Origin of the sequence: Microbacterium keratanolyticum, assembly GCF_016907255.1 — a bacterium.
Classification (GTDB): Bacteria; Actinomycetota; Actinomycetes; order Actinomycetales; family Microbacteriaceae; genus Microbacterium; species Microbacterium keratanolyticum.
In genome coordinates this window covers 3,000,505-3,019,517 of sequence record NZ_JAFBBQ010000001.1, presented here as the reverse complement: position 1 = coordinate 3,019,517, position 19,013 = coordinate 3,000,505, and the positions used below count along the sequence as shown (strand labels likewise).

The window sequence follows — 19,013 nt, the reverse complement described above, 5'->3', positions numbered from 1 at the left end:
CTTCGGGCAGAACATGTCTGCGATCCCAGTCCACATCCAGGGATGGGAGAGTACGGACTACACGTATAAGAAGATCGCGACGGCCCTGTATATCGAGTACTGGGACTTCCCGACGGTGACGCAGGCGTCGCCGGCGAACGGTGTCACGCAGCAGTCGTTGACGCCGACGTTGTCGGTGACGACGACCGGGGCTTCTCCATACGCGCCGGCGCAGTATCAGATGTTCGAGGTGTCGGCGAGTGCGGACATGTCGAATCCGGTGTGGTCATCCGGGTGGGTCACAGCGAAGCAGGCGACAGTTCCCGAGGGGAAGCTGCTGTCAGGGACGACGTACTACTGGCGTGCCCGCACAATGGATGGTCACAGTGATTGGTTGGGCCAGTCGACGGAGCGGCACAGCACAGTTCGGTCGTTGACGACGCAGATCGCACCGCCGACCCCGCCGGTGGGGACGGCGACTCCGGGCAATGCGAGCGGTCAGCCGGAGACCATTGTCACGCTCACCCCAACCTTGGTTGTCGACGCTGTGGCGGATCCAGACAACTTCCCCGCCGGTGGCACCGTGAAGTACGAGTTCAAGATCGCGACTGGCGCGGACGGCAAGTCCGGGGCTGTGTTCACGTCCGGGCTGGTCACCGCCGGGACTGATGGGAAGGTGCGCTGGACGGTCCCGGAGGGCACTCTCCGTGACGGCAACGTGTATTCGTGGGTGGTGCAGCCGACGGATGGGAACAGCAAGAATGCGACCCCGGCATGGGTGAAGCACATCAAAGTCGACCTGCGTCTGGGGTCAGCCGGTCCGTCGCCGTTCGATGCCGTCGGCCCGGTGGGTGTGAATCTTGCCACCGGCAACGCGAGCCTGTCGTTCTCTTCGCCTCTGGTGAACACTCTGGGTGGGCCGATGGGTGTTGCTTTCGCCTACAACTCCCAGAGCGCTGGCGCCTTTCGTGGATTGACGGGTTCGTACTACGACGGTAAGGACAGCCTGGGGAACGTGCCAGCAGCTCCTGCCGGGTACACGTTCACGGGGAAGACTCCGCTGATGGTCCGCACGGACTCCGCGCTCTCCTTCGACTGGGGTGCGGGAAGCCCCGGCCCGGCGTTGGCGTCGGATGCGTTCATGGCGCGGTGGGACGGTTTCATCCGGATGCCGCACGCTTCCTCACAGTGGAAGTTCGGTGTCCGTCATGATGACGGCGTCAAACTGCGTGTCAACGGGGTCTCCGCGCTCGACAAGTGGGCCAACGGTGGCACCGGGGTGGAGTGGTCGGCTGTTCAGAGTCTGACTACCGCGCAGGTTCCGATCCAGCTCGACTACTTCGACGCGACCGGCAGCGCATACGTCGAGCTCTGGGCCGATGACGCGGCCGACAGCGCGGGACCCGTGATTGTCCCGGCATCCTGGTACTCCACCGAACCGACCGCAATGCGTGACGGGTGGACGACCATGACCCCGATCGTGGGCGAAGCGTCTGTGTGGTCGAAAGCGACCATCGAGGCGCAGGCGGTGGTGCTGACAGATGCCAGCGGTGCCGCTCACACGTACTCAAAGACATCTGCGGGTGGGTTCACGCCCCCTGTGGGGGAATACGGCACTGTCTCGTTGGATGCGCTGGGGCGCGTAGTCTACACGGACGAGGGCGGCACGGTCTACCAGTTCGCCGCGGACGGGACGGTTGAATCTGCTACCAACCCGGCCGATGCGCAAAAACCCGCAGCACCCATTGCTGTTAAGAACGCTGACGGCACGGTGAGAGAGATCGTCGATGCGCTCTCGAAAGACGGCACGAACTATCACCGGAAAGTGTCGTTCGTGTATCAGAACGCCGCGCAGACGGCGTGCCCGACCCTGCCTCCGAGCCATGTCAAGCCACGTGCCGGGTCGCTGTGTCAGATCAAATACCCCGCCACGGGAGTAGACCCGAACCCGGTCACGAACCTGTACTACTCCGGCGGGCAACTGTGGATGATCGAGGACCCCGGCGCAGAACGGACCGTGTTCGGGTACGACACAAACAATATGCTCGTCTCCGTTCAGGATTCTGCTGCGAGCGACTATCTCCTGGCGCAACCCGTCCCCAGCACCTACGACCCTCCCGCCACGACGATCGCCTATGCGAATGGGCGAGTGGCGTCGGTGACGCTGCCGTCTGCCGATGGTGGGGCGGCGACCCGGATGAAGAAGAACTTCGCTTACAACGTCGGGGCGCGCACGGCGACAGTGTCGGTGCAAGGGGTATCGAACTCGACCAACACCGTCAGCTACGACACCTCGTTGCGGCAGACATCCGCGACCAGCCCTATGGGTGTCACCGTCACCCAGGCATGGCATCCGACGAAGGACCTGGTCTTATCCTCGACCAGCTCGGTGGGGGTGATGTCGACGACAGTATACGATCCGGCGACCGACCGTGCCACCGACTCCTATGGGCCCGCACCGGTGGCCTGCTTCCAAGCTTCGGGGCGCCCCGTGCCGAATCCGGTCGGCACGAGCGGATGTGGCATCCTGCCCGCCCACACCGCTAAGGTCTACGACGGAGCGTTGCAGGGGCTGCAGGCCACCTACTACGCCAACAAGACCCTCAGTGGCAAGCCCGCACTGATCGGGTTCGGTATCGGCGGAACCGCCGGAGCCGTCGACCGCTCCTGGGGAACGAATGCCCCTGGGGCAGGGATCGGAGCGGACGCCTGGTCGCTGCGATTGACCGGGCTGGTCACCTTCCCCGCTGCGGGGCAGTACACGTTCGTCACCAACAGTGATGATGGTGCCCGCGTCTGGGTCGGCGACACCCTCATCGTCGACAAATGGGCAACCGGAGCTGCCGAAACCGTCGGCGTACCCGTCACCGTCGCGGCAGGGGAAACCCGCCGCATCCGCGTCGAGTATCGCGACGACACCGCCACCGCAACCCTGCAGTTGAAATGGCGCACCCCCACCTCCGGAACGACAGCAACCGTCGCCCCCGGCACCGCGCTTCGCCCGGACTACGGGCTCGTCACACGCACGAGCACGGATGACCAGACATCCGCGCCCGGCGCCGCCGCGCCCTCGATGACCGCGGGGATGACCTACGAGCACCCCTGGCTGGGGCAGCCAACTGCGGGCATCGCCGACCCCGACGGTCAAGCGCTGACAACGCGAATGTCGTTCGAGCAACCCGGCAGCACCGGGTGGCTACGCCGGCTCACCCGCACCCTTCCCGCGGGCGCCGCCACCGGCGCACCAGCGACGGCGAAGACCACCAGCACGTACTACGGGGATCTCGAGACCGGGCCCGCGGTCTGCGGGGTACCGGCCGGCACCCGACAGTACGGGCTCACGAAGACCATGACTGGCCCCGCGCCGGCCACCGGCACGGCGATCACCACCGAATACGTGTATGACGCATGGGGACGCACCGCAGGCACCAAAACCACCGGAGATACCGGATGGTCGTGCACGACGTTCGACACCCGCGGGCGCGCCACCGCGACCACCATCACGGGACCGACCGGCGTTGCCGCGATCACGACGACCGCAACCTACACGCCCCTCGTCAGCGGTGGATACCAGGTCACGACCGCCGGTGTCACCGTCGCGGGGTCCCCGAACGGCTCCACGGTCACCACGGTTGCTGACCTGCTGGGACGGACCACCTCTTATACGGATGTGTGGGGAACGGTCACCGTGCCGACGTATGACTCTCTCACTGGTCGTGTGACGCAGATCCGCACGACTCCCGCGGGAGGCGCCGCCTCGGTGACCGCGTACACCTATGACGCGGACGGAAAGGTGAAGACCGTCGCGGGGGACGGGCAGCAGCTCGCAAGCGTCACCTATGACGCGCTCCAGCGTCTTGCAAAGGTCGCCTACCCTGACGGGTCCGCGCTGAACCAGGTGGGGCGCGACTCCGCGCAGCGTACCGTGTTCCAAGAGTGGCTCGTCGGTGGTCAGCTCGTCTCGGATAATGTCATCCGCTCCCAGTCTGGACGCGTCACCCAGCAGCACCTGGTGTCTGGAAGCACGCTTCGCACATTCACCTACACTTACGACACCGCGGCCAGGTTAGTGAAGGCCGTCATCCCGGGCCATACCCTCACGTACCAGTACACCGCGACGGGAGGATGTGGGCCGAACACCGCCGCGGGCGCGTCCGGCAATCGCACAAGCACGCAGGACGTGTGGACGGCCCCCGGTGCGTCCCCAGTGACGACGGAAACGGCCTACTGCTACGACTGGGCCGACCGCCTACTCTCCACTCAAGTCACGGGTGCCATTCCCGGGGCGAACACCGTCACGGATGGGCTCGCCGCCGCAGACATCGTGTATGACGCACGCGGCAATGTGTCGCGGCTTGCGGACATGCAGTTCACGTATGACGCCGCCGACCGTCACATCGGGACCACATACGCTGACGGCACGAAGGTGACCATTGTGCGCGACGCGACCGGCCGCATTGCCGCACGCACCACAGACCCCGCCGGTGCAGCCCCCGCCGTCACGACCTCCTACCTTCACGCGGGCGGGGGCGACTCGCCTTGGGGCCAAAAGACCGGCACCGCACTCACCCGAAGCCTGGGACTGCCGGGAGGAGTGTCCTGGACGAACCAGTCGGGCGCGGTGACATGGTCCTACCCGAGCATGAACGGTCACGCTCTCGTCACCCGCAGCGGCACGACCACGAGCCCGCTGTTGCTGTGGGACCCGTTCGGGCAGCCGATGGACCCGACAACCTTCGCGATCGGCACTGCCACATCCGACGACACCGGTCAACTCGCCGGCAACACCCTCTGGCACCAAGGAGCCCTCAAGTCCGCAGAAACCGCAGGCTCCACTCTTGTTGTCGAGATGGGAGTGCGCCTCTACGTGCCAGCGCTCGGACGGTTCCTCCAAGTCGACCCCATCGAAGGAGGCGGAGCCAACGACTACGCCTGGCCCACCGACCCCATCAACGGACACGACCTCAGCGGCCAAAAGTGGGCATTCGAAATGGAAACTCCGAGCGGAGGAAGCGTGGGTGCCTTGGTCGATGCCTTTGGGCCGGGGAAGGTCGCGGAGGCAATCCGACGAACTGAACGTGCGACCAACTCAGCGAAGGCACGCCAGGAGGCAAACAGGCTGGCCACGACGGCGGCCCTACTCGCAGCCTTTGCGGGGAAAGCTGATTGTCAGACCGCGCACAACGGAGTGATCGTGTGCGGGAGCTTTGTGAATCCCGGTGGCGGAGGAACGACTTTCGGAGACGTCTTCCTTACGGCGGAGGACACCGCCGATGTGCTTATGGATGACAATCTGTTGGCTCACGAGCTTCGGCACTCGCAGCAATGGGCGGGGTGGAGCGCTGACTACGTATTGGCCTACCTTGGGGAAAGCTTGAAATCTGCAATGCGAGGTTCCGGTCGAGCGTGCGAGAACTACTTCGAGATCGACGCTGGCTTAGGTTTAGGAGGATATGAGTGCTAATGCGTTTTCGTTTCCGTGTGGAGGCTTCTCCGCTCTGGGCATGTCCGAGTTCCTCCGAGACCTCTGAGAATCTGAGGAGGATGAAATGACATACAAGCGAGCGGCATCGATGTTTGTTGCCTTGGTTTCCTGCATAGCGCTCAGCGGCTGCTTGTGGTCTTCTCCCAACGAGCAACCGATGTCGGTTACTATGCGGGACGGCGAGTTCATTTTTCATTGGTGCGGCGCTGAGACGAAGACGTTTCAATACGCCCAGATCAAGTTCGCCTCCTATTCACCCGAGCGCACAGATGGAGTCGCATTTCAAGGATCAGGACGGGCCTCGCTCGAACCGGGGGAGGAGTTTTCTGTTGGCTCGCCGCCCGCAGGGATTCAACCAGACGTCCAGAACCTGATTCCCTCCGACCACCGGCTCATGATATTCCTTCGCACGGGTTCGTCCGAGAATGAACTCAATGGACTCCGCATTCAATTCAGGACCCCCCATCCTGCAGAGGTTGAAGGTCGGTGGCTGTATCCATCGGGCGTGATTCGAGATGAACCCTGCGGGATGCGTGGTGCGGTTACGACGGAGTGAGCTCTTAGAGACTCGCTGGACCTTGAACGGAGTGTGGAAGTTCTCCTGCTCCGAACGCTCATGACTGCTTCGCCGTTTGAGAAGTGCAGACCACGCGAGCTCATCGCGCTGTACCCCGGGGCTAGGGCGTGACTGACAATTGAAGCGTTCTGAGTGAATCGCCCAGGTTTAGTGGAGGGTCTGAAATCCCGAGAGGATGAGGCCTATGCCAGCGTTGAGGACGTATCCGCAGGAGTTGGGGAGCGAGCGATGAAGCTCGTGCAGGAAGCGCATGGCTGTCGCGAAGGCACGCGGGCGGCTGCAGCGCAAGAAGCCGACGCTCACCCCGGCGCAGGAAGAGGTGCTTGTGAAGCTGCACCACGCCGGCGAGCGCTCCGGCGCGAGCTCGCGGACATGTTTGGCGTCGCACGCTCAACTGTCTACCGCGCCATCGAGCGCGCGGCCACACAGGCTGAGGTCAGCAGTTGAAATCCGCTCAGACCTCGAACTCGGTGCGGCACTCTGTCCAGGAGATGTATGTCGCCCCGGGCACGTTGCCGGTGTGCGTGGCACCGGTGGCCTTGACCGCGCGCTCGATGTGCATGCTCTGCTCATCACTGATGCACACCTCGCCGTAGGGCGCCGCGACGAGCCCGACGTGCCAGGAGTTGCCACACTCCCGGTGCCGAACGGTGATGGCGATGGCGTCGGGCACGATGCTGCGCACGTCCTCTGCGACGGCCGCGGGAAGCTCTTGTTGAACTCAGTCTGGGCGGCCTCAGCCTCGGCGCGGGCAGCAATGGCCTGCTCGGTGCTGTCGATGATGGTAATGGTCATGAGGGCTCCTCGGTGCGGGTGCGGGGTGGTCACCTCTCATATGCGCAGCGTGAGCCATAACGACGTCATGACGACAGACAAGTACTCCTCATGCGCACCCCAGTGAGCCCCGTACATGGTCGGTATGACTGACGACGAGCGCACAGCACAGATGGAACTTCACCGCCGCCCCTCGGGCGAGTTCGGCGAACATCACCGTACCGAGCCGGAGAGCACGCTGGCGTTCGAGGACGAAGAAGACGGGGACGAAGGTCTCTCCCTCTTCGAGTTCGAGCGCGACGGCAAAACCTACGAGGTCACGCACGAGGGCGGGCGCTCCTTCGCGGTTTACACCGGCGCCGGCATGTTCGTCACGGGATTCCGAACGGCCAGTGACCTCGAAGACCACTTGAGCATCGAGGACGCGGCGCGCGAGGCGCTCAACGTAGCTTGAGTCAGCTACACGTCCGCCGAGCCGAACTTGATTCCCGGGCTAATCCATGAACCCCTGAACGAACACGTAGGCATGATTCGCTTCGACACCGGGTGCGAGTCCCATAAGGCGGTCGAGGATTGTCGCCGGCTTCACGAGCGCTGCCCGGATCATGTGGCCGACAAACTCTCTGTCATGCTCTCGGAAGGCCACAAGCTTCGACACGCAGGCATCGTATGGGTCGAGGCATAGCCCAATAACCTCGGTGCCGTCTTCACCAATGGCGGAAATCGGGACGAGCCGTCCCTCCCACCCCTCTGGGAGCGTGGCGGTGTTTGGACTCACCGAGTCGATGTGGATGCCGTGCTCCAGGTCGAACTCGCTGAGCACGCCTGAGGATTCCAGAAATCCGCTGACGTAGTCGGCCTCCGAATCCGTGAGGCGGATGCCGTTCCGAACACGCACGAGCATGTCGGCTTCGCGCGAACGCGTCACTTCCTCAGGAAGCTCGTCATCGTCCCACGTTGCAAGAACAGACTGGGAACCAATGACGAGGACTTCGTCGGCGTCGGTGAGGCGGCGCGCTTCGAGCAGCAGCAGCCGAAGCTCGTCACGCCGCATTCAAGACACCGCGAACGATCTGCATGCGGCGAGGCTCCGGGATAACACCAGAGAACACTGCCGAGTTGCGCATCTCGCGGGCGTCGTCGGAGTCACCAAGCAGCGTGTCGCGAATCGCCGCGATGTCAGAGCGCATCAGCATCTCGTTCCAGCGGTCGACAGCCATGCGAGCGGTGCCACGGCTCTTCGAGCGAGCCTTGTCAACGTTCGCGAGTCCGCGTTGCACCACGAACACAGGCTCTGTCTCGAGCCTGTCTACGATTTCGCGCGAAAGCGCGAGCGCAATGCGGTCTGACCGGGTCATTGTTTCTCCTTGGCACTAGTGTACGGGGCTTAGCTTGAAGAAGGCCAACATTCGCAGGGCTTCACGCTGGAGGGCGACCGACAGTATCTTGACGCTGAAGAGTAGAGGCCTCCAACGCCGGAACATGGCATGGGGCCTCGGGCGCCAGGTGTGCCGGTAGTGTCCTGCTCATACGGAGTCGTCGGCTTCGACGAGCTTGCGTTCACCATCGAGGCCGCGGCCCACACCTGTGAGTCCAAGGAGTGAGACGCTGCGAATGTATGGGGGCGTGGCTATGGTCATCATCGAACGCGTCGCAGTGACTGGTTCAGATTGGAGCGCTGATACGTGGGCGCGGTAGCAGTAGCCGAGAAGCAGTTCTACGCCGAACTTCGCGAACGGGCGAAGTCGTCGGCGGCGGCAGTGATGGCTGGTGACACGTTCGACCACCATCGGCGCGCCGAGGAGGATGTGGCGTCTGTCGGCGCCAGCTTGGAAGTGGCGTTGCGCGCGATTCGCAAACGACGGATCTACCTGTCCGTATTCATCGGGGTGGCAGTGGCGTTCTTGTGTTTCGTCCTAGCAATCGTGCTTCGCGATGAGCTTCCGATACTGATTGGGTTCCCCGTTTGTGGGGTCTTGGCCTTCTTGTTCACCTCGTTTGGCCCAACCCCATTTAGGGCGCTCCGCGAGGGGCGGAGGATGTACCTCGCCCACCTTCTTGGCGCCAGCAATCTGTACCAGCGGGAGCAGGGAGCCCAACGGCGAGAAGCAGACGCGGTTGCCGCCGCAATGCGGGAGGAAGCGCTCGAGTCTTTGACACGGTGGCAGGTGAGTCATCCTGCGCCCGCAGCTCAGCCGTATGGCGTTTCACCCGCCGGCGCCGAGGCATGGGTGCGTGACTGGATGATTCACATGGGCGCTGAGGACGCCACGCTCACACGGTATGTGGGCGACGGGGGAGTGGATGTCGAGAGCGGGCTCTATGTCGCGCAGGTGAAGCACTACACGGGCACCGTCGCTGTGCAAGAGGTTCGCGCGCACATTGGCGTCAGCGTGGTTGACGAACTCGGCCGTCGTCCGGTCTTCTTCACTTCTGGAGGCTTCACGGTCGGTGGCGTGGAAGCCGCGGATCGGGCCGGCATGCCGCTGTTCGTCTACACGGTCGAGACCGGTGACGTTCGCGCGGTGAACGCTGTGGCCGCGTTCTTGCTCACGCACGGCCTCCGGCCGTCATGGCACCCAGCAGGGGTGTGAGACTAGAAGCCCCGTACGCCGCGGATGCACCATCCAAGGAAGCGGGCCACCTAGGGCGTCGCATCGCCTACCAGGATCCGTCGCTCTTCCGCCTCAAGCGCTTCACGAGCCTCACGGATCTGCGCCAGCCGCTCTTGCGGATTTGGAGCTGAGGCTTCATCCACCTGAAACAGATCCGTCATGATGTCGGCTTCGGCGCGGGAGAGTGCGTTGGCGCGGTGGCCGTAGATGTCCACCGTCGTTTTGATGGACTCGTGGCCGAGGCGGTACTGGATGGCGTGCAGCGTTGCCCCCTTCTCGAGGAGCCATGATGCGTGCGTGTGGCGCAGGTCGTGGATGCGGGGGAACTTCCCGATGGGGGAGACTGCCGGTGTGCGCGTTCCGAATGCGCCGATGCCGCGCTGCCAGCGGTTGTTGTCCGCGTCGTTGGAGGTGTCGAACGGCGCGAGCCCGTTGGCGAGGCGGAGCGCCGGATTCCAGTAGCCCGCCAGGAAGCGCTGTCCGCGCAGGGGGTTGTTCTGCCGGTTCGTGAACAGATACATCTCCGAGCGCTTAGTGCCACGACGCTTGCCGACGGTCTGGGCTACGGCGATGAGGCGCAGGAGCATCGGCACGAGGTTCTCTGAGAACGAGATCTCGCGCACGCCCTTCTTGGTCTTCGGCGGCCCGATGTACCAGCCCCGCTTCTTCGAGCGTTTCCATGCCTTGTTGATGCTCACGGTGAGCTTCTCCAGGTCAATGTCGTCAACGGTGAGTGCAGTGAGCTCGCCCCAGCGGATGCCGGTGTGGGCGAGCATGATGACCGCGTCCTGTTCGTTCTGTTCCAGGAAGCTGATGATGGTGTCGAACTGCGAGACCGTGAGGAATACGACAGGCCGGCGTTCGCCGCGTTGGATGCGGACGCCACGGCAGGGGTTCTTCGTAAGGAGCTCCTCGTCAACGGCGAAGTTGAACACTCCGGCGAGGTAGCCGAGGCGGTTCTTGATGGTCTTCGATGCGCGACCGGACTCGCTCTCGGCCTCGACCCACTCCGTGATCTTCTCTCGCGTGACCATGTGTGCGGGGAGTGCACTCATGAACGGGCTGATGCTCGTGCGGGCGAACATCTCGTAGTGCTCGAGCGTGCCGTCCTCCGCGCCCGTGCGGGACTTGTTGTAGAGCTTCATGAGCTCATCAACCGTGTGGCTGCTGATCGCCGCTGTCAGCTCCTCAGCGTCCAGCATCAGAAGCGCCTTCTCTGGCCCTTCCTGGTCGACAAGGAGCTTCCATGCCTCCGCGTGCTCGCGGGTGTCGAACGAGCGCTCCGGGCGCTTTCCGTTCATGTTGAAGCGCACCGAAATCGACTCGCCGTGCTTGAGCTGGCGGACGCGTACCTGCGCGCGCGATTTGGCCGGTTGAGCCCCCGATCCGCCCTTCGCGCTGACACGTGAACCGGAGGCATTCTTGCCTGCTCCGCGGGGGTCTGAAACTGCTGCCGTCATGGTCCTCTTCCCTTCGTGGTGACTATGCGCAGTCGGGGGGAGGAAACACCGATATATGGGGAAGAAACTGGGGAAGGACGCGATGCCGAAGAAAAGCAAAACCCCGACTTCCCAGTGTCTTCTAGGGGAGTCGGGGCCTAAGGCAGAGTGCCGGTGGTGGGACTCGAACCCACACGCCCTTTCGGACAAAGCATTTTGAGTGCTCCGCGTCTGCCATTCCGCCACACCGGCGAAAGTGTGCGTCATCGAGACTATCGCAGTCTGCGGTGTCGCATTCCCTCCCGGAACGCGTGTGCTGACTAGAATGGACAGGTGACCGAGGAAGAAACGGCTGAACAGGCCCCCGTAGCAGCAGCACCGCGCCGAGTTGTCGTCGCCGAAGACGAGTCGCTCATTCGACTCGACATCGTCGAGATCCTCCGCGACAACGGATTCGACGTCGTCGGTGAGGCGGGTGATGGCGAGACCGCCGTGCAGCTTGCGACCGAACTTCGCCCTGATCTCGTCATCATGGATGTGAAGATGCCGCAGCTCGACGGCATCAGCGCCGCTGAGAAGCTGCACAAGGGCAACATCGCGCCCGTCGTGCTCCTCACCGCGTTCAGTCAGAAAGAGCTCGTCGAGCGCGCGAGCGAGGCCGGTGCGCTGGCGTACGTCGTCAAGCCGTTCACCCCCAACGACCTCCTGCCGGCGATCGAGATCGCCCTGGCACGTCACGAGCAGATCATCACGCTCGAGGCCGAGGTCGCCGACATGGTCGAGCGTTTCGAGACCCGCAAGCTCGTCGACCGCGCCAAGGGACTTCTCAACGAGAAGATGGGCCTGAGCGAGCCCGAGGCGTTCCGTTGGATCCAGAAGGCGTCGATGGACCGTCGCCTCACGATGCAGGACGTCGCGAAGGCGATCATCGAGCAGCTCGCCCCGAAGAAGTAGTCTTCCGCCGAACGAAGAACGGGCCCCGACCGATTGGTCGGGGCCCGTTCTTCGTTCGGCGAGGTCAGGATGCTCCGCCGGGAAGATCCTTGATCATGTTGGTGATGCGGATCGTCGAGCATCGGCGGCCTTGATCGTCGCTGACGACGATCTCGTGGACGGTCACGCTGCGGCCGAGGTGCAGGGGAGTGCAGACGCCCGTGACGATCCCCGATGTCGCCGATCGCGTGTGGGTGGCGTTGATGTCAACGCCGACGGCCAGACGGCCGGGGCCGGCGTGCAGGTTGGCGGCCATGGACCCGAGCGATTCGCCGAGCACGACATAGGCGCCGCCGTGCAGCAGACCGACGGGCTGGGTGTTGCCTTCGACGGGCATCGTCGCGACGCTGCGCTCGAGGGTGAACTCGGTGAATTCAATGCCCATCTTCTCGGCCAGGGCGCCCATCCCACGGGCGGTCGCCCACTCGATTCCGGTCATCTGGGTGCTCTCGGTCACGGTTCCTCCTCAGCGCATGTCTGTCGTCCTCGTTAGGCTGACAGGGTGACGGACTCCGCAAAGCCTACCCTCATGGTCGTCGACGGCCACTCGCTCGCCTACCGCGCCTTCTTCGCGCTCCCGGTCGAGAACTTCACTACGAAAGACAACCAGCACACGAACGCCATCTATGGTTTCCTGTCGATGCTGGTGAACCTCATCAAGGCCGAGCAGCCCACGCATCTCGCGATCGCCTTCGACACGTCGCGGCACTCGTTCCGCACCGACGAGTACCCCGAGTACAAGGCGACCCGATCAGAGACGCCGTCAGAGTTCAAGGGCCAGATCCCGCTTCTGCAGGACTGCCTCGCTGCGATGTCGATTCCCGTCCTGACGAAGGAGGGCATCGAGGCCGACGACATCCTCGCGACGCTGTCGGTGCAGGGCGCCGAGCAGGGCTACGAGGTGCTGATCGTCTCGGGCGACCGCGACACAATCCAGCTCGTCAATGACGATGTGACCTTGCTTTACCCCTCGGTGCAGGGCGTCTCGCAGCTCAAGCGCTACGACCCGGTGGCCGTGCAGGAGCGCTACGGGGTGCGCCCCGAGCAGTACCCCGACATCGCGGCGCTCGTCGGCGAGACCAGCGACAACCTTCCCGGCGTGCCCAAGGTCGGTGAGAAGACCGCGGTCAAGTGGCTGACGCAGTTCGGCAGCCTCGACGAGCTTCTTGAGCGGGCGGAGGAGATCAAGGGCGTTGTGGGGGGTAATCTCCGTGAGCACATGGATGCGGTACGCCGTAACCGCAAGCTGAACCGGCTGCTGACCGATGTCGACCTTCCCGTCGCGCCCGCCGATCTGGAATCCCGTCCGATCGACGCACAGGCGGTACGAGACATCTTCGCCCGCCTGGAGTTCCGCACCCTGCTGCCGCGAGTGTTCGAGGCCGTCGGCGCCGGCGAGGTTGCAGAGGATCCGGCCGCGGTCGTCGTCCTTCCTGCGCCGCAGGAAGTCGATGGACCGGCGTTCCGCACCTGGCTCGATGCGCAGAAGACCGAGGTGGCGCTCCGGATCATCACGCAGGGCGGGATGCCCGTGCGCATCGGTGCGGCGACGGACTCCGAGCTGCGTGAGGCAGAGTGGATCGATGCCACAGCAGCCGAGGTCGGCGAGTGGCTCACCTCGGAAGCGCCGAAGGTGCTGCATGACGCGAAGCCGCAGATCAAGGCACTGCAGCGCGCGGGAGTTCGTCTCGGCGGGCTTGCATATGACACGAGCCTCGCGGGATGGCTGCTGCGTCCGAGCTTCCCAGATAAGACCCTCGGTGACCTCGTGGAACGCTACCTCGGTGAGAAGCTTCCTGAGGCCGACCCGACGCAGCTCGTCCCCGAGACCGAGGGAGCGACTCCGGCGCAGGAGGCATGGTTCATCCGCCGCGTGGCTGAGGCACTGCGCGGTGACCTACCCGAGCCTGTGGCGCGTGTGCTCACCGAGATCGAGCTGCCCACGCTGGTGACGCTCGCTGACATGGAGCTGGCAGGAGTCGCCGTCTCACACGACATCCTCTCGACGTTCTCCGCAGAGCTCGCGACCCGCACGGACGGCATCGCGCAGGAGGCTTTCGCCCTCGTCGGGCGTGAGTTCAACCTGGGGTCCCCGAAGCAGCTCCAGGAGGTGCTTTTCGAAGATCTCGAGCTTCCGAAGACACGCAAGACGAAGACGGGATACTCGACGGATGCCGCCGTTTTGGCCGATCTGCAAGACAGCCATCCGCACCCGTTCCTCGCCATGCTCCTGCAGCACCGCGAAGCAACGAAGCTGCGCCAGATCATCGAGACCCTCGACTCGGCGATCGGCACGGATCACCGCATTCACACGACCTACGTGCAGACGGGCAGCCAGACCGGTCGTCTGTCGAGCACCGATCCGAACCTGCAGAACATTCCGGTGCGCACGGAGGAATCGCGTCGCATTCGCAGCGCCTTCCAGGTCGGCGAGGGGTACGAGACGCTTCTGACGGCGGACTACTCGCAGATCGAGATGCGCATCATGGCCCACCTTTCTGGAGACGAAGGGCTCATCGAGGCCTTCAACTCCGGCGAAGACCTGCACCGCTTCGTGGGCGCCCGCGTGTTCGGAGTCGACCCCTCAGAGGTCACGCCGGCGATGCGCACGAAGGTGAAGGCGATGTCCTACGGTCTGGTCTACGGCCTCTCGGCGTTCGGCCTCTCCAAGCAGCTGCGTATCGAGCAGTCGGAGGCGAAGCAGCTGATGGTCGAGTACTTCGCCCGCTTCGGTGCCGTGCGCGACTATCTGCGCGCCTCTGTGATGGCGGCGAAGGAGGTCGGCTACACCGAGACGATCTTCGGCCGGCGTCGCCCGTTCCCGGATCTCGCCAGCCCCAACCGCGTGCTTCGCGAGAACGCCGAGCGCGCAGCGCTCAACGCACCGATTCAGGGCAGTGCCGCCGACATCATGAAGATCGCGCTGTTCCACATCCACGAAGAGCTGCGCGCGCAAGAATTGCGCTCGCGCGTTCTGCTGCAGATCCACGACGAACTCGTCGTCGAAGTCGCCCCGGGGGAGTGGGACGCGGTCGAGCAGACGGTTCGCTCGCGGATGGCGGATGCTGCGGAGCTGCGCGTGCCGCTCGACGTGCAGGTCGGCCGCGGCGCGAACTGGAACGACGCGGGGCACTGATCCGCGCGTCTGAGGGCGTCGTCCGTGATTGGGCGGCGCCCTCGGCGTAGGCTCGATGGATGACTGTTGCACCGCGCACCCCGACGGCGATCGACCAGGTCGCCGAGGAATGGGTCGACACCCTCGTAGAACTGTCTCCGCTGCTGGCCACGTACATCGGCCGCGATGAGGCCAATGACCGCCTGGACGATCTCAGCCCAGAAGGCCATGAGCGTTCCGTCGCAGAGACGCGACGTGCCTTCGCGGCACTGGACGCCCTGGAGCCCGTCGACGCGATCGACGTGGTGACGAAGACCGATCTGAGCAGCGAGCTGCGTCTGTCGCTCGAGCTGAACGACGCACAGTGGCATCTGCGCGATCTCAACGTGATCGCCTCCGCAGCCCAGGACTTCCGCCAGGCGTTCGACCTCATGCCGACGGCGAGCGTGGACGACTGGTCCGTCGTCGCGAAGCGTCTGGGCGCTGTGCCCGCTGCTTTGCAGGGGTACGTGGCGACGCTTCGTGAAGGCATCGCTCGCGGTGTGGTTCCCGCCCGTCGCCAGGTGACGGAGGTCGCGACCCAGATCGCGCGCTACACCGACGACAACGGGTTCTTCGCGACTTTCGTCGCCGAGGCGGCGCCGGAGGACGGACAGCTTCCGGCATCGCTGGCGACCGATCTGGTCAACGCCTCGTCGGCTGCGCGCGTCGCCTATGACGAGCTGCGCGACTTTCTGACGCGTGAGCTCGCCCCCGCGGCATCCGAGACGGACGCGGTCGGACGCGAGCTCTACGCTCTCAATTCGCGCCGATTCCTCGGCGCGACAATCGACCTCGACGAGACGTACGAGTGGGGCAAGGAAGAGCTTGCGCGCATGGTCGCGGAGCAGACCTCCATCGCGAACGAGATTCTCCCCGGAGCATCGGTGGCCGAGGCGGTCGCGCACTTGGAGGCCGACCGCTCCCGCAAGCTCGTGGGCACCGACGCACTGCAGCGCTGGATGCAGGAGACGAGCGACCGCGCTGTCGCCGAGCTCGCCGCCTCCCACTTCGACATCCCGGAGAAGATCCGCACCCTGGAGTGCATGATCGCGCCCACGCAGGAGGGCGGTATCTATTACACCGGGCCGACGGACGACTTCTCGCGTCCGGGGCGCATGTGGTGGTCGGTTCCGGAGGGCGTGACCGAGTTCGACACCTGGCGCGAACTGACGACTGTCTATCACGAGGGTGTGCCCGGACACCACCTGCAGATCGCACAGGCGACGTACAACAGGGCCGAGCTCAACACCTGGCGGCGTGTGCTCGCGGGCACCTCGGGACACGCGGAGGGTTGGGCACTGTACGCGGAGCGGCTCATGGAGCAGCTCGGCTACCTGGATGACCCGGCCGACCGCCTTGGCATGCTCGACGGCCAGCGTCTGCGTGCCGCGCGCGTGGTGCTCGACATCGGTGTGCACCTCGGCAAGTCCCGCTTGGACGGCCAGGGCACCTGGGATGCCGCCTACGCCCTGGACTTCCTGCGCGCCAACGTCAACATGCCCGACGAGTTCGTCCAGTTCGAGGTCAACCGCTACCTCGGCTGGCCGGGCCAGGCACCGTCGTACAAGGTCGGCCAGCGCATCTGGGAGCAAGTCCGCGATGACTACCAGGCGGCACAGGGGGCGAACTTCTCGATGAAGGAGTTCCACAAGCGTGCTCTCGACATCGGCGGTGTGGGGCTCGACACTCTCCGCACGGCGCTGATCGCACGGTGATGTCTCTCCGCCCCGGGCTCCGTGACGCGGTATGCCCGGGGCGGCTCCCCGTCCCGCTGACTGGTCGTACGCTGGAGGGGTGACACAGGTGAGGTATGTCGCCATCGGCGACTCTTTCAGCGAGGGCGTGGGCGATGAGCTCGCCGATGGCCGCGTGCGCGGGTGGGCCGACCTGGTTGCGCAGGGGTGGGCGGATGCGACGCAGCATCCGATCTCGTATGCCAACCTTGCGATCCGCGGAAAGCTCGCCTGGCCGATCATCAACGAGCAATTGGAGCGCGCACTCACGCTGCGCCCCACTCACCTCTCCTTCAACGCCGGCGGCAACGACATGCTGCGCCCGCGCGCAGACATCGAGCACATCGCTGACGCTTACACCCGTGCTGCACGGCGATGCGCGGAAGAAGGAGTTGTGCTCATCGTCCTCTCCGGGGCGAATCCCTCGCGGCAGCTGCCCATGGGCGATTTGATTCAGCGCCGTGGCGACGAGCTCTCCGCCGCTGTCCTGCGACGCGTCGAGGGGCGCGAGGGAATCGTTCGCGCGCTGAACTGGCCAGATCGTGAGCTCGGCGCACCGGTCTACTGGTCTGAAGACCGACTGCACATGAACGCGTTCGGGCATCATCGTGTCGCGGCACGTGTGCTGTCGGCATTGGGCGTCGATGCGCCGGCCGAGTGGTGGAAGCCCCACCAGACATTGGAGATCGCCGGCGTTCGCGGCTGGCAGTACTACCGCCAACATGTGGGTCCATGGATCGGGCGGCGGCTCACCGGCCGTTCGTCGGGGGACACGCGTGAACCGAAGTACTCCGCGTGGCACGAGGTCGCGCCCACCGCAGCAGCGCACGAGGAAGGCGAGCGATGAAGCGCCCGGAAAAGCTGCTGCGACGGTCTGTCCAACTCCTCGTCGGGCTCTTCTTCTACGGCATCGGCATCGCCTTCATCATTCGGGGCGCGATCGGTGCCGCACCGTGGGACGTGCTCACCCAGGGGCTTTCTCGACATCTTCCGCTGTCGTTCGGCGTCATCACGATCCTCGTCAGCGCGGTGGTTCTGCTGCTCTGGATTCCGATCCGACAGAAGCCGGGCGTTGGTACGCTCTTGAACGCGCTTCTGGTCGGTCCGTCCGCGGACATCGGATTCCTCGTGATTCCGGACGCCACGGGCCTGTGGATGCAGGTGCTGTTCTTCGCACTGGGCCTCACTGTGCTGGCGGCGGCGACCGGACTCTACATCGGCGCATCGTTCGGACCGGGCCCTCGCGACGGGCTGATGACAGGACTCCACCAGCGCACCGGATTCCCGATCTGGATCGTCCGCACAGCGATCGAGGTGACCGTCGTCGCCATCGGATGGTTCCTCGGAGGCACCGTCGGCGTCGGTACGGTCGCCTTCGCACTGCTCGTCGGGCCGCTCTGCCAGTTCTTCATGCGGATCTTCGCGATTCGGCTGTCGGGCACGCCCACGGCGGCAGATGTCGTCGTCGACGACACGAACGAGACTCCCGTCGTCCGTGACGGTACTGCCTAGTGGACGACGACATCGAGCTCGTCCGGATCCCCGCAGGGAGCGTCACGCTGCACGACGCTCGCCAGCGTCGTCGGTACTCGGTCGAGTTGGAATCATTCGAGATCGCACGGTTCGCAGTGACCGAGGCACAGCTGGCCTCGATGCTCGGCATCACTGCGGAGCATCCGCGCCGCCCTGCCGTGGATCTCAGCTGGCAGCGCGCCGTGCGACTCTGCAATGCCGTCTCGGAGTGGGAGGGACTCGACAGCGCCTACACCTTCGATGGCGAAGTGGTCACGTGGCATGTCGACTCGGATGGCTATCGCCTGCCGACCGAGGCCGAGTGGGAGTATGCCTGTCGCGCGGGCTCCACCGGACCGCACTATGGTCTCCTCTCCGATGTCGCGTGGACCGCCGCTGATGGGGTCAGGACTCCCCAGGACGTCGGCGGCAAGATGCCCAACCTCTTTGGATTGTTCGACACGCTCGGCAACGTCTGGGAGTGGTGTTGGGATCTGCTTGATCCCGCGCGATACGGCGAATACCGGGTCTTCCGCGGTGGCGGATTCGAAGACGATCACTGGAGCGTGCGCGCGTCGGTGCGCCGTGGGGGAGCGCCCCGCATGCATCATTCCGATTTGGGAATACGACTGGCGCGCGGCGGTTTCGACCCGGCACCGGAGGTACAGGGGTGGTCGGAGGCAGCCGATCGCGAGCGGGCGATGATCGATGGCCCTCTTCCGAGTGGGTGGACTCCGCGCGGGCGATGA

At 64.7% G+C, this 19,013-nt stretch carries 15 protein-coding genes and 1 tRNA gene; 10 read left to right on the top strand and 6 right to left on the bottom strand.

The window, feature by feature from the left end:
* Positions 1-13: 13 nt before the first annotated feature.
* Both JOD62_RS14550 and JOD62_RS14545 read left to right on the top strand, forming a co-directional pair.
* Positions 14-5,443, top strand: a complete 5,430-nt coding sequence (locus tag JOD62_RS14550) for a PA14 domain-containing protein (RefSeq protein ID WP_204939946.1) — start codon at positions 14-16, stop codon at positions 5,441-5,443.
* Between the two features lie 85 nt (positions 5,444-5,528).
* Positions 5,529-6,020, top strand: coding sequence for a hypothetical protein (locus JOD62_RS14545; RefSeq protein ID WP_204939945.1), 492 nt, complete (start codon positions 5,529-5,531; stop codon positions 6,018-6,020).
* 475 nt (positions 6,021-6,495) lie between these two features.
* Here JOD62_RS14545 and JOD62_RS14540 read toward each other — a convergent pair whose 3' ends face one another.
* Positions 6,496-6,726: a hypothetical protein gene (locus tag JOD62_RS14540; RefSeq protein WP_204939944.1), complete on the bottom strand. Its 231-nt coding sequence runs from the start codon at positions 6,724-6,726 to the stop codon at positions 6,496-6,498.
* Positions 6,727-6,960: 234 nt separating this feature from the next.
* Between JOD62_RS14540 and JOD62_RS14535 the strand changes: the two genes are divergently transcribed.
* Positions 6,961-7,269: a hypothetical protein gene (locus JOD62_RS14535; protein WP_204939943.1), complete on the top strand. Its 309-nt coding sequence runs from the start codon at positions 6,961-6,963 to the stop codon at positions 7,267-7,269.
* A 39-nt stretch (positions 7,270-7,308) separates the two neighbouring features.
* On the opposite strand, the gene JOD62_RS14530 is transcribed toward JOD62_RS14535, so the two are convergent.
* Together JOD62_RS14530 and JOD62_RS14525 are read right to left on the bottom strand one after the other, a co-directional pair.
* Entirely contained in the window at positions 7,309-7,869 is a 561-nt protein-coding gene (locus JOD62_RS14530) for a DUF6036 family nucleotidyltransferase (protein ID WP_204939942.1), read from the bottom strand.
* The gene (locus JOD62_RS14525) at positions 7,859-8,098 is read right to left on the bottom strand and encodes a hypothetical protein (protein WP_204939941.1); all 240 of its coding nucleotides are present in this window, start codon (positions 8,096-8,098) and stop codon (positions 7,859-7,861) included. The genes JOD62_RS14530 and JOD62_RS14525 overlap by 11 nt, the downstream gene beginning before the upstream one ends.
* Before the next feature lie 402 nt (positions 8,099-8,500).
* On the opposite strand from JOD62_RS14525, the gene JOD62_RS15135 reads away from it, so the two are divergent.
* Positions 8,501-9,409 (top strand): restriction endonuclease, encoded by a 909-nt coding sequence (locus tag JOD62_RS15135; RefSeq protein ID WP_204939940.1) that lies wholly within the window; start codon positions 8,501-8,503, stop codon positions 9,407-9,409.
* 50 nt (positions 9,410-9,459) lie between these two features.
* Here the strand turns inward: JOD62_RS15135 and JOD62_RS14515 are convergent, their stop codons facing one another.
* The gene (locus tag JOD62_RS14515; RefSeq protein WP_204939939.1) at positions 9,460-10,890 is read right to left on the bottom strand and encodes a tyrosine-type recombinase/integrase; all 1,431 of its coding nucleotides are present in this window, start codon (positions 10,888-10,890) and stop codon (positions 9,460-9,462) included.
* A 148-nt stretch (positions 10,891-11,038) separates the two neighbouring features.
* Positions 11,039-11,121 (bottom strand) — tRNA-Leu (locus JOD62_RS14510).
* Positions 11,122-11,202: 81 nt separating this feature from the next.
* Between JOD62_RS14510 and JOD62_RS14505 the strand changes: the two genes are divergently transcribed.
* Positions 11,203-11,823 carry an ANTAR domain-containing response regulator gene (locus tag JOD62_RS14505; protein ID WP_204939938.1) on the top strand — a complete coding sequence of 207 codons (621 nt, stop codon included), beginning with the start codon at positions 11,203-11,205 and terminating at the stop codon, positions 11,821-11,823.
* Positions 11,824-11,887: 64 nt separating this feature from the next.
* Here JOD62_RS14505 and JOD62_RS14500 read toward each other — a convergent pair whose 3' ends face one another.
* Entirely contained in the window at positions 11,888-12,301 is a 414-nt protein-coding gene (locus JOD62_RS14500) for a hotdog fold thioesterase (RefSeq protein ID WP_204940241.1), read from the bottom strand.
* A gap of 63 nt (positions 12,302-12,364) precedes the next feature.
* Between JOD62_RS14500 and polA the strand changes: the two genes are divergently transcribed.
* From polA to JOD62_RS14475, 5 genes are all read left to right on the top strand, one after another.
* Positions 12,365-14,998: a DNA polymerase I gene (gene polA / locus JOD62_RS14495; RefSeq protein WP_204939937.1), complete on the top strand. Its 2,634-nt coding sequence runs from the start codon at positions 12,365-12,367 to the stop codon at positions 14,996-14,998.
* Between the two features lie 59 nt (positions 14,999-15,057).
* Positions 15,058-16,734: a DUF885 domain-containing protein gene (locus tag JOD62_RS14490; protein ID WP_204939936.1), complete on the top strand. Its 1,677-nt coding sequence runs from the start codon at positions 15,058-15,060 to the stop codon at positions 16,732-16,734.
* A gap of 79 nt (positions 16,735-16,813) precedes the next feature.
* Entirely contained in the window at positions 16,814-17,599 is a 786-nt protein-coding gene (locus JOD62_RS14485) for an SGNH/GDSL hydrolase family protein (protein WP_271171561.1), read from the top strand.
* Complete coding sequence (gene yczE, locus JOD62_RS14480; RefSeq protein WP_204939934.1) at positions 17,596-18,264, top strand: membrane protein YczE; 669 nt, start codon at positions 17,596-17,598, stop codon at positions 18,262-18,264. The genes JOD62_RS14485 and yczE overlap by 4 nt, the downstream gene beginning before the upstream one ends.
* Positions 18,264-19,013, top strand: coding sequence for a formylglycine-generating enzyme family protein (locus JOD62_RS14475; protein WP_204939933.1), 750 nt, complete (start codon positions 18,264-18,266; stop codon positions 19,011-19,013). Before yczE ends, JOD62_RS14475 begins: the two co-directional genes overlap by 1 nt.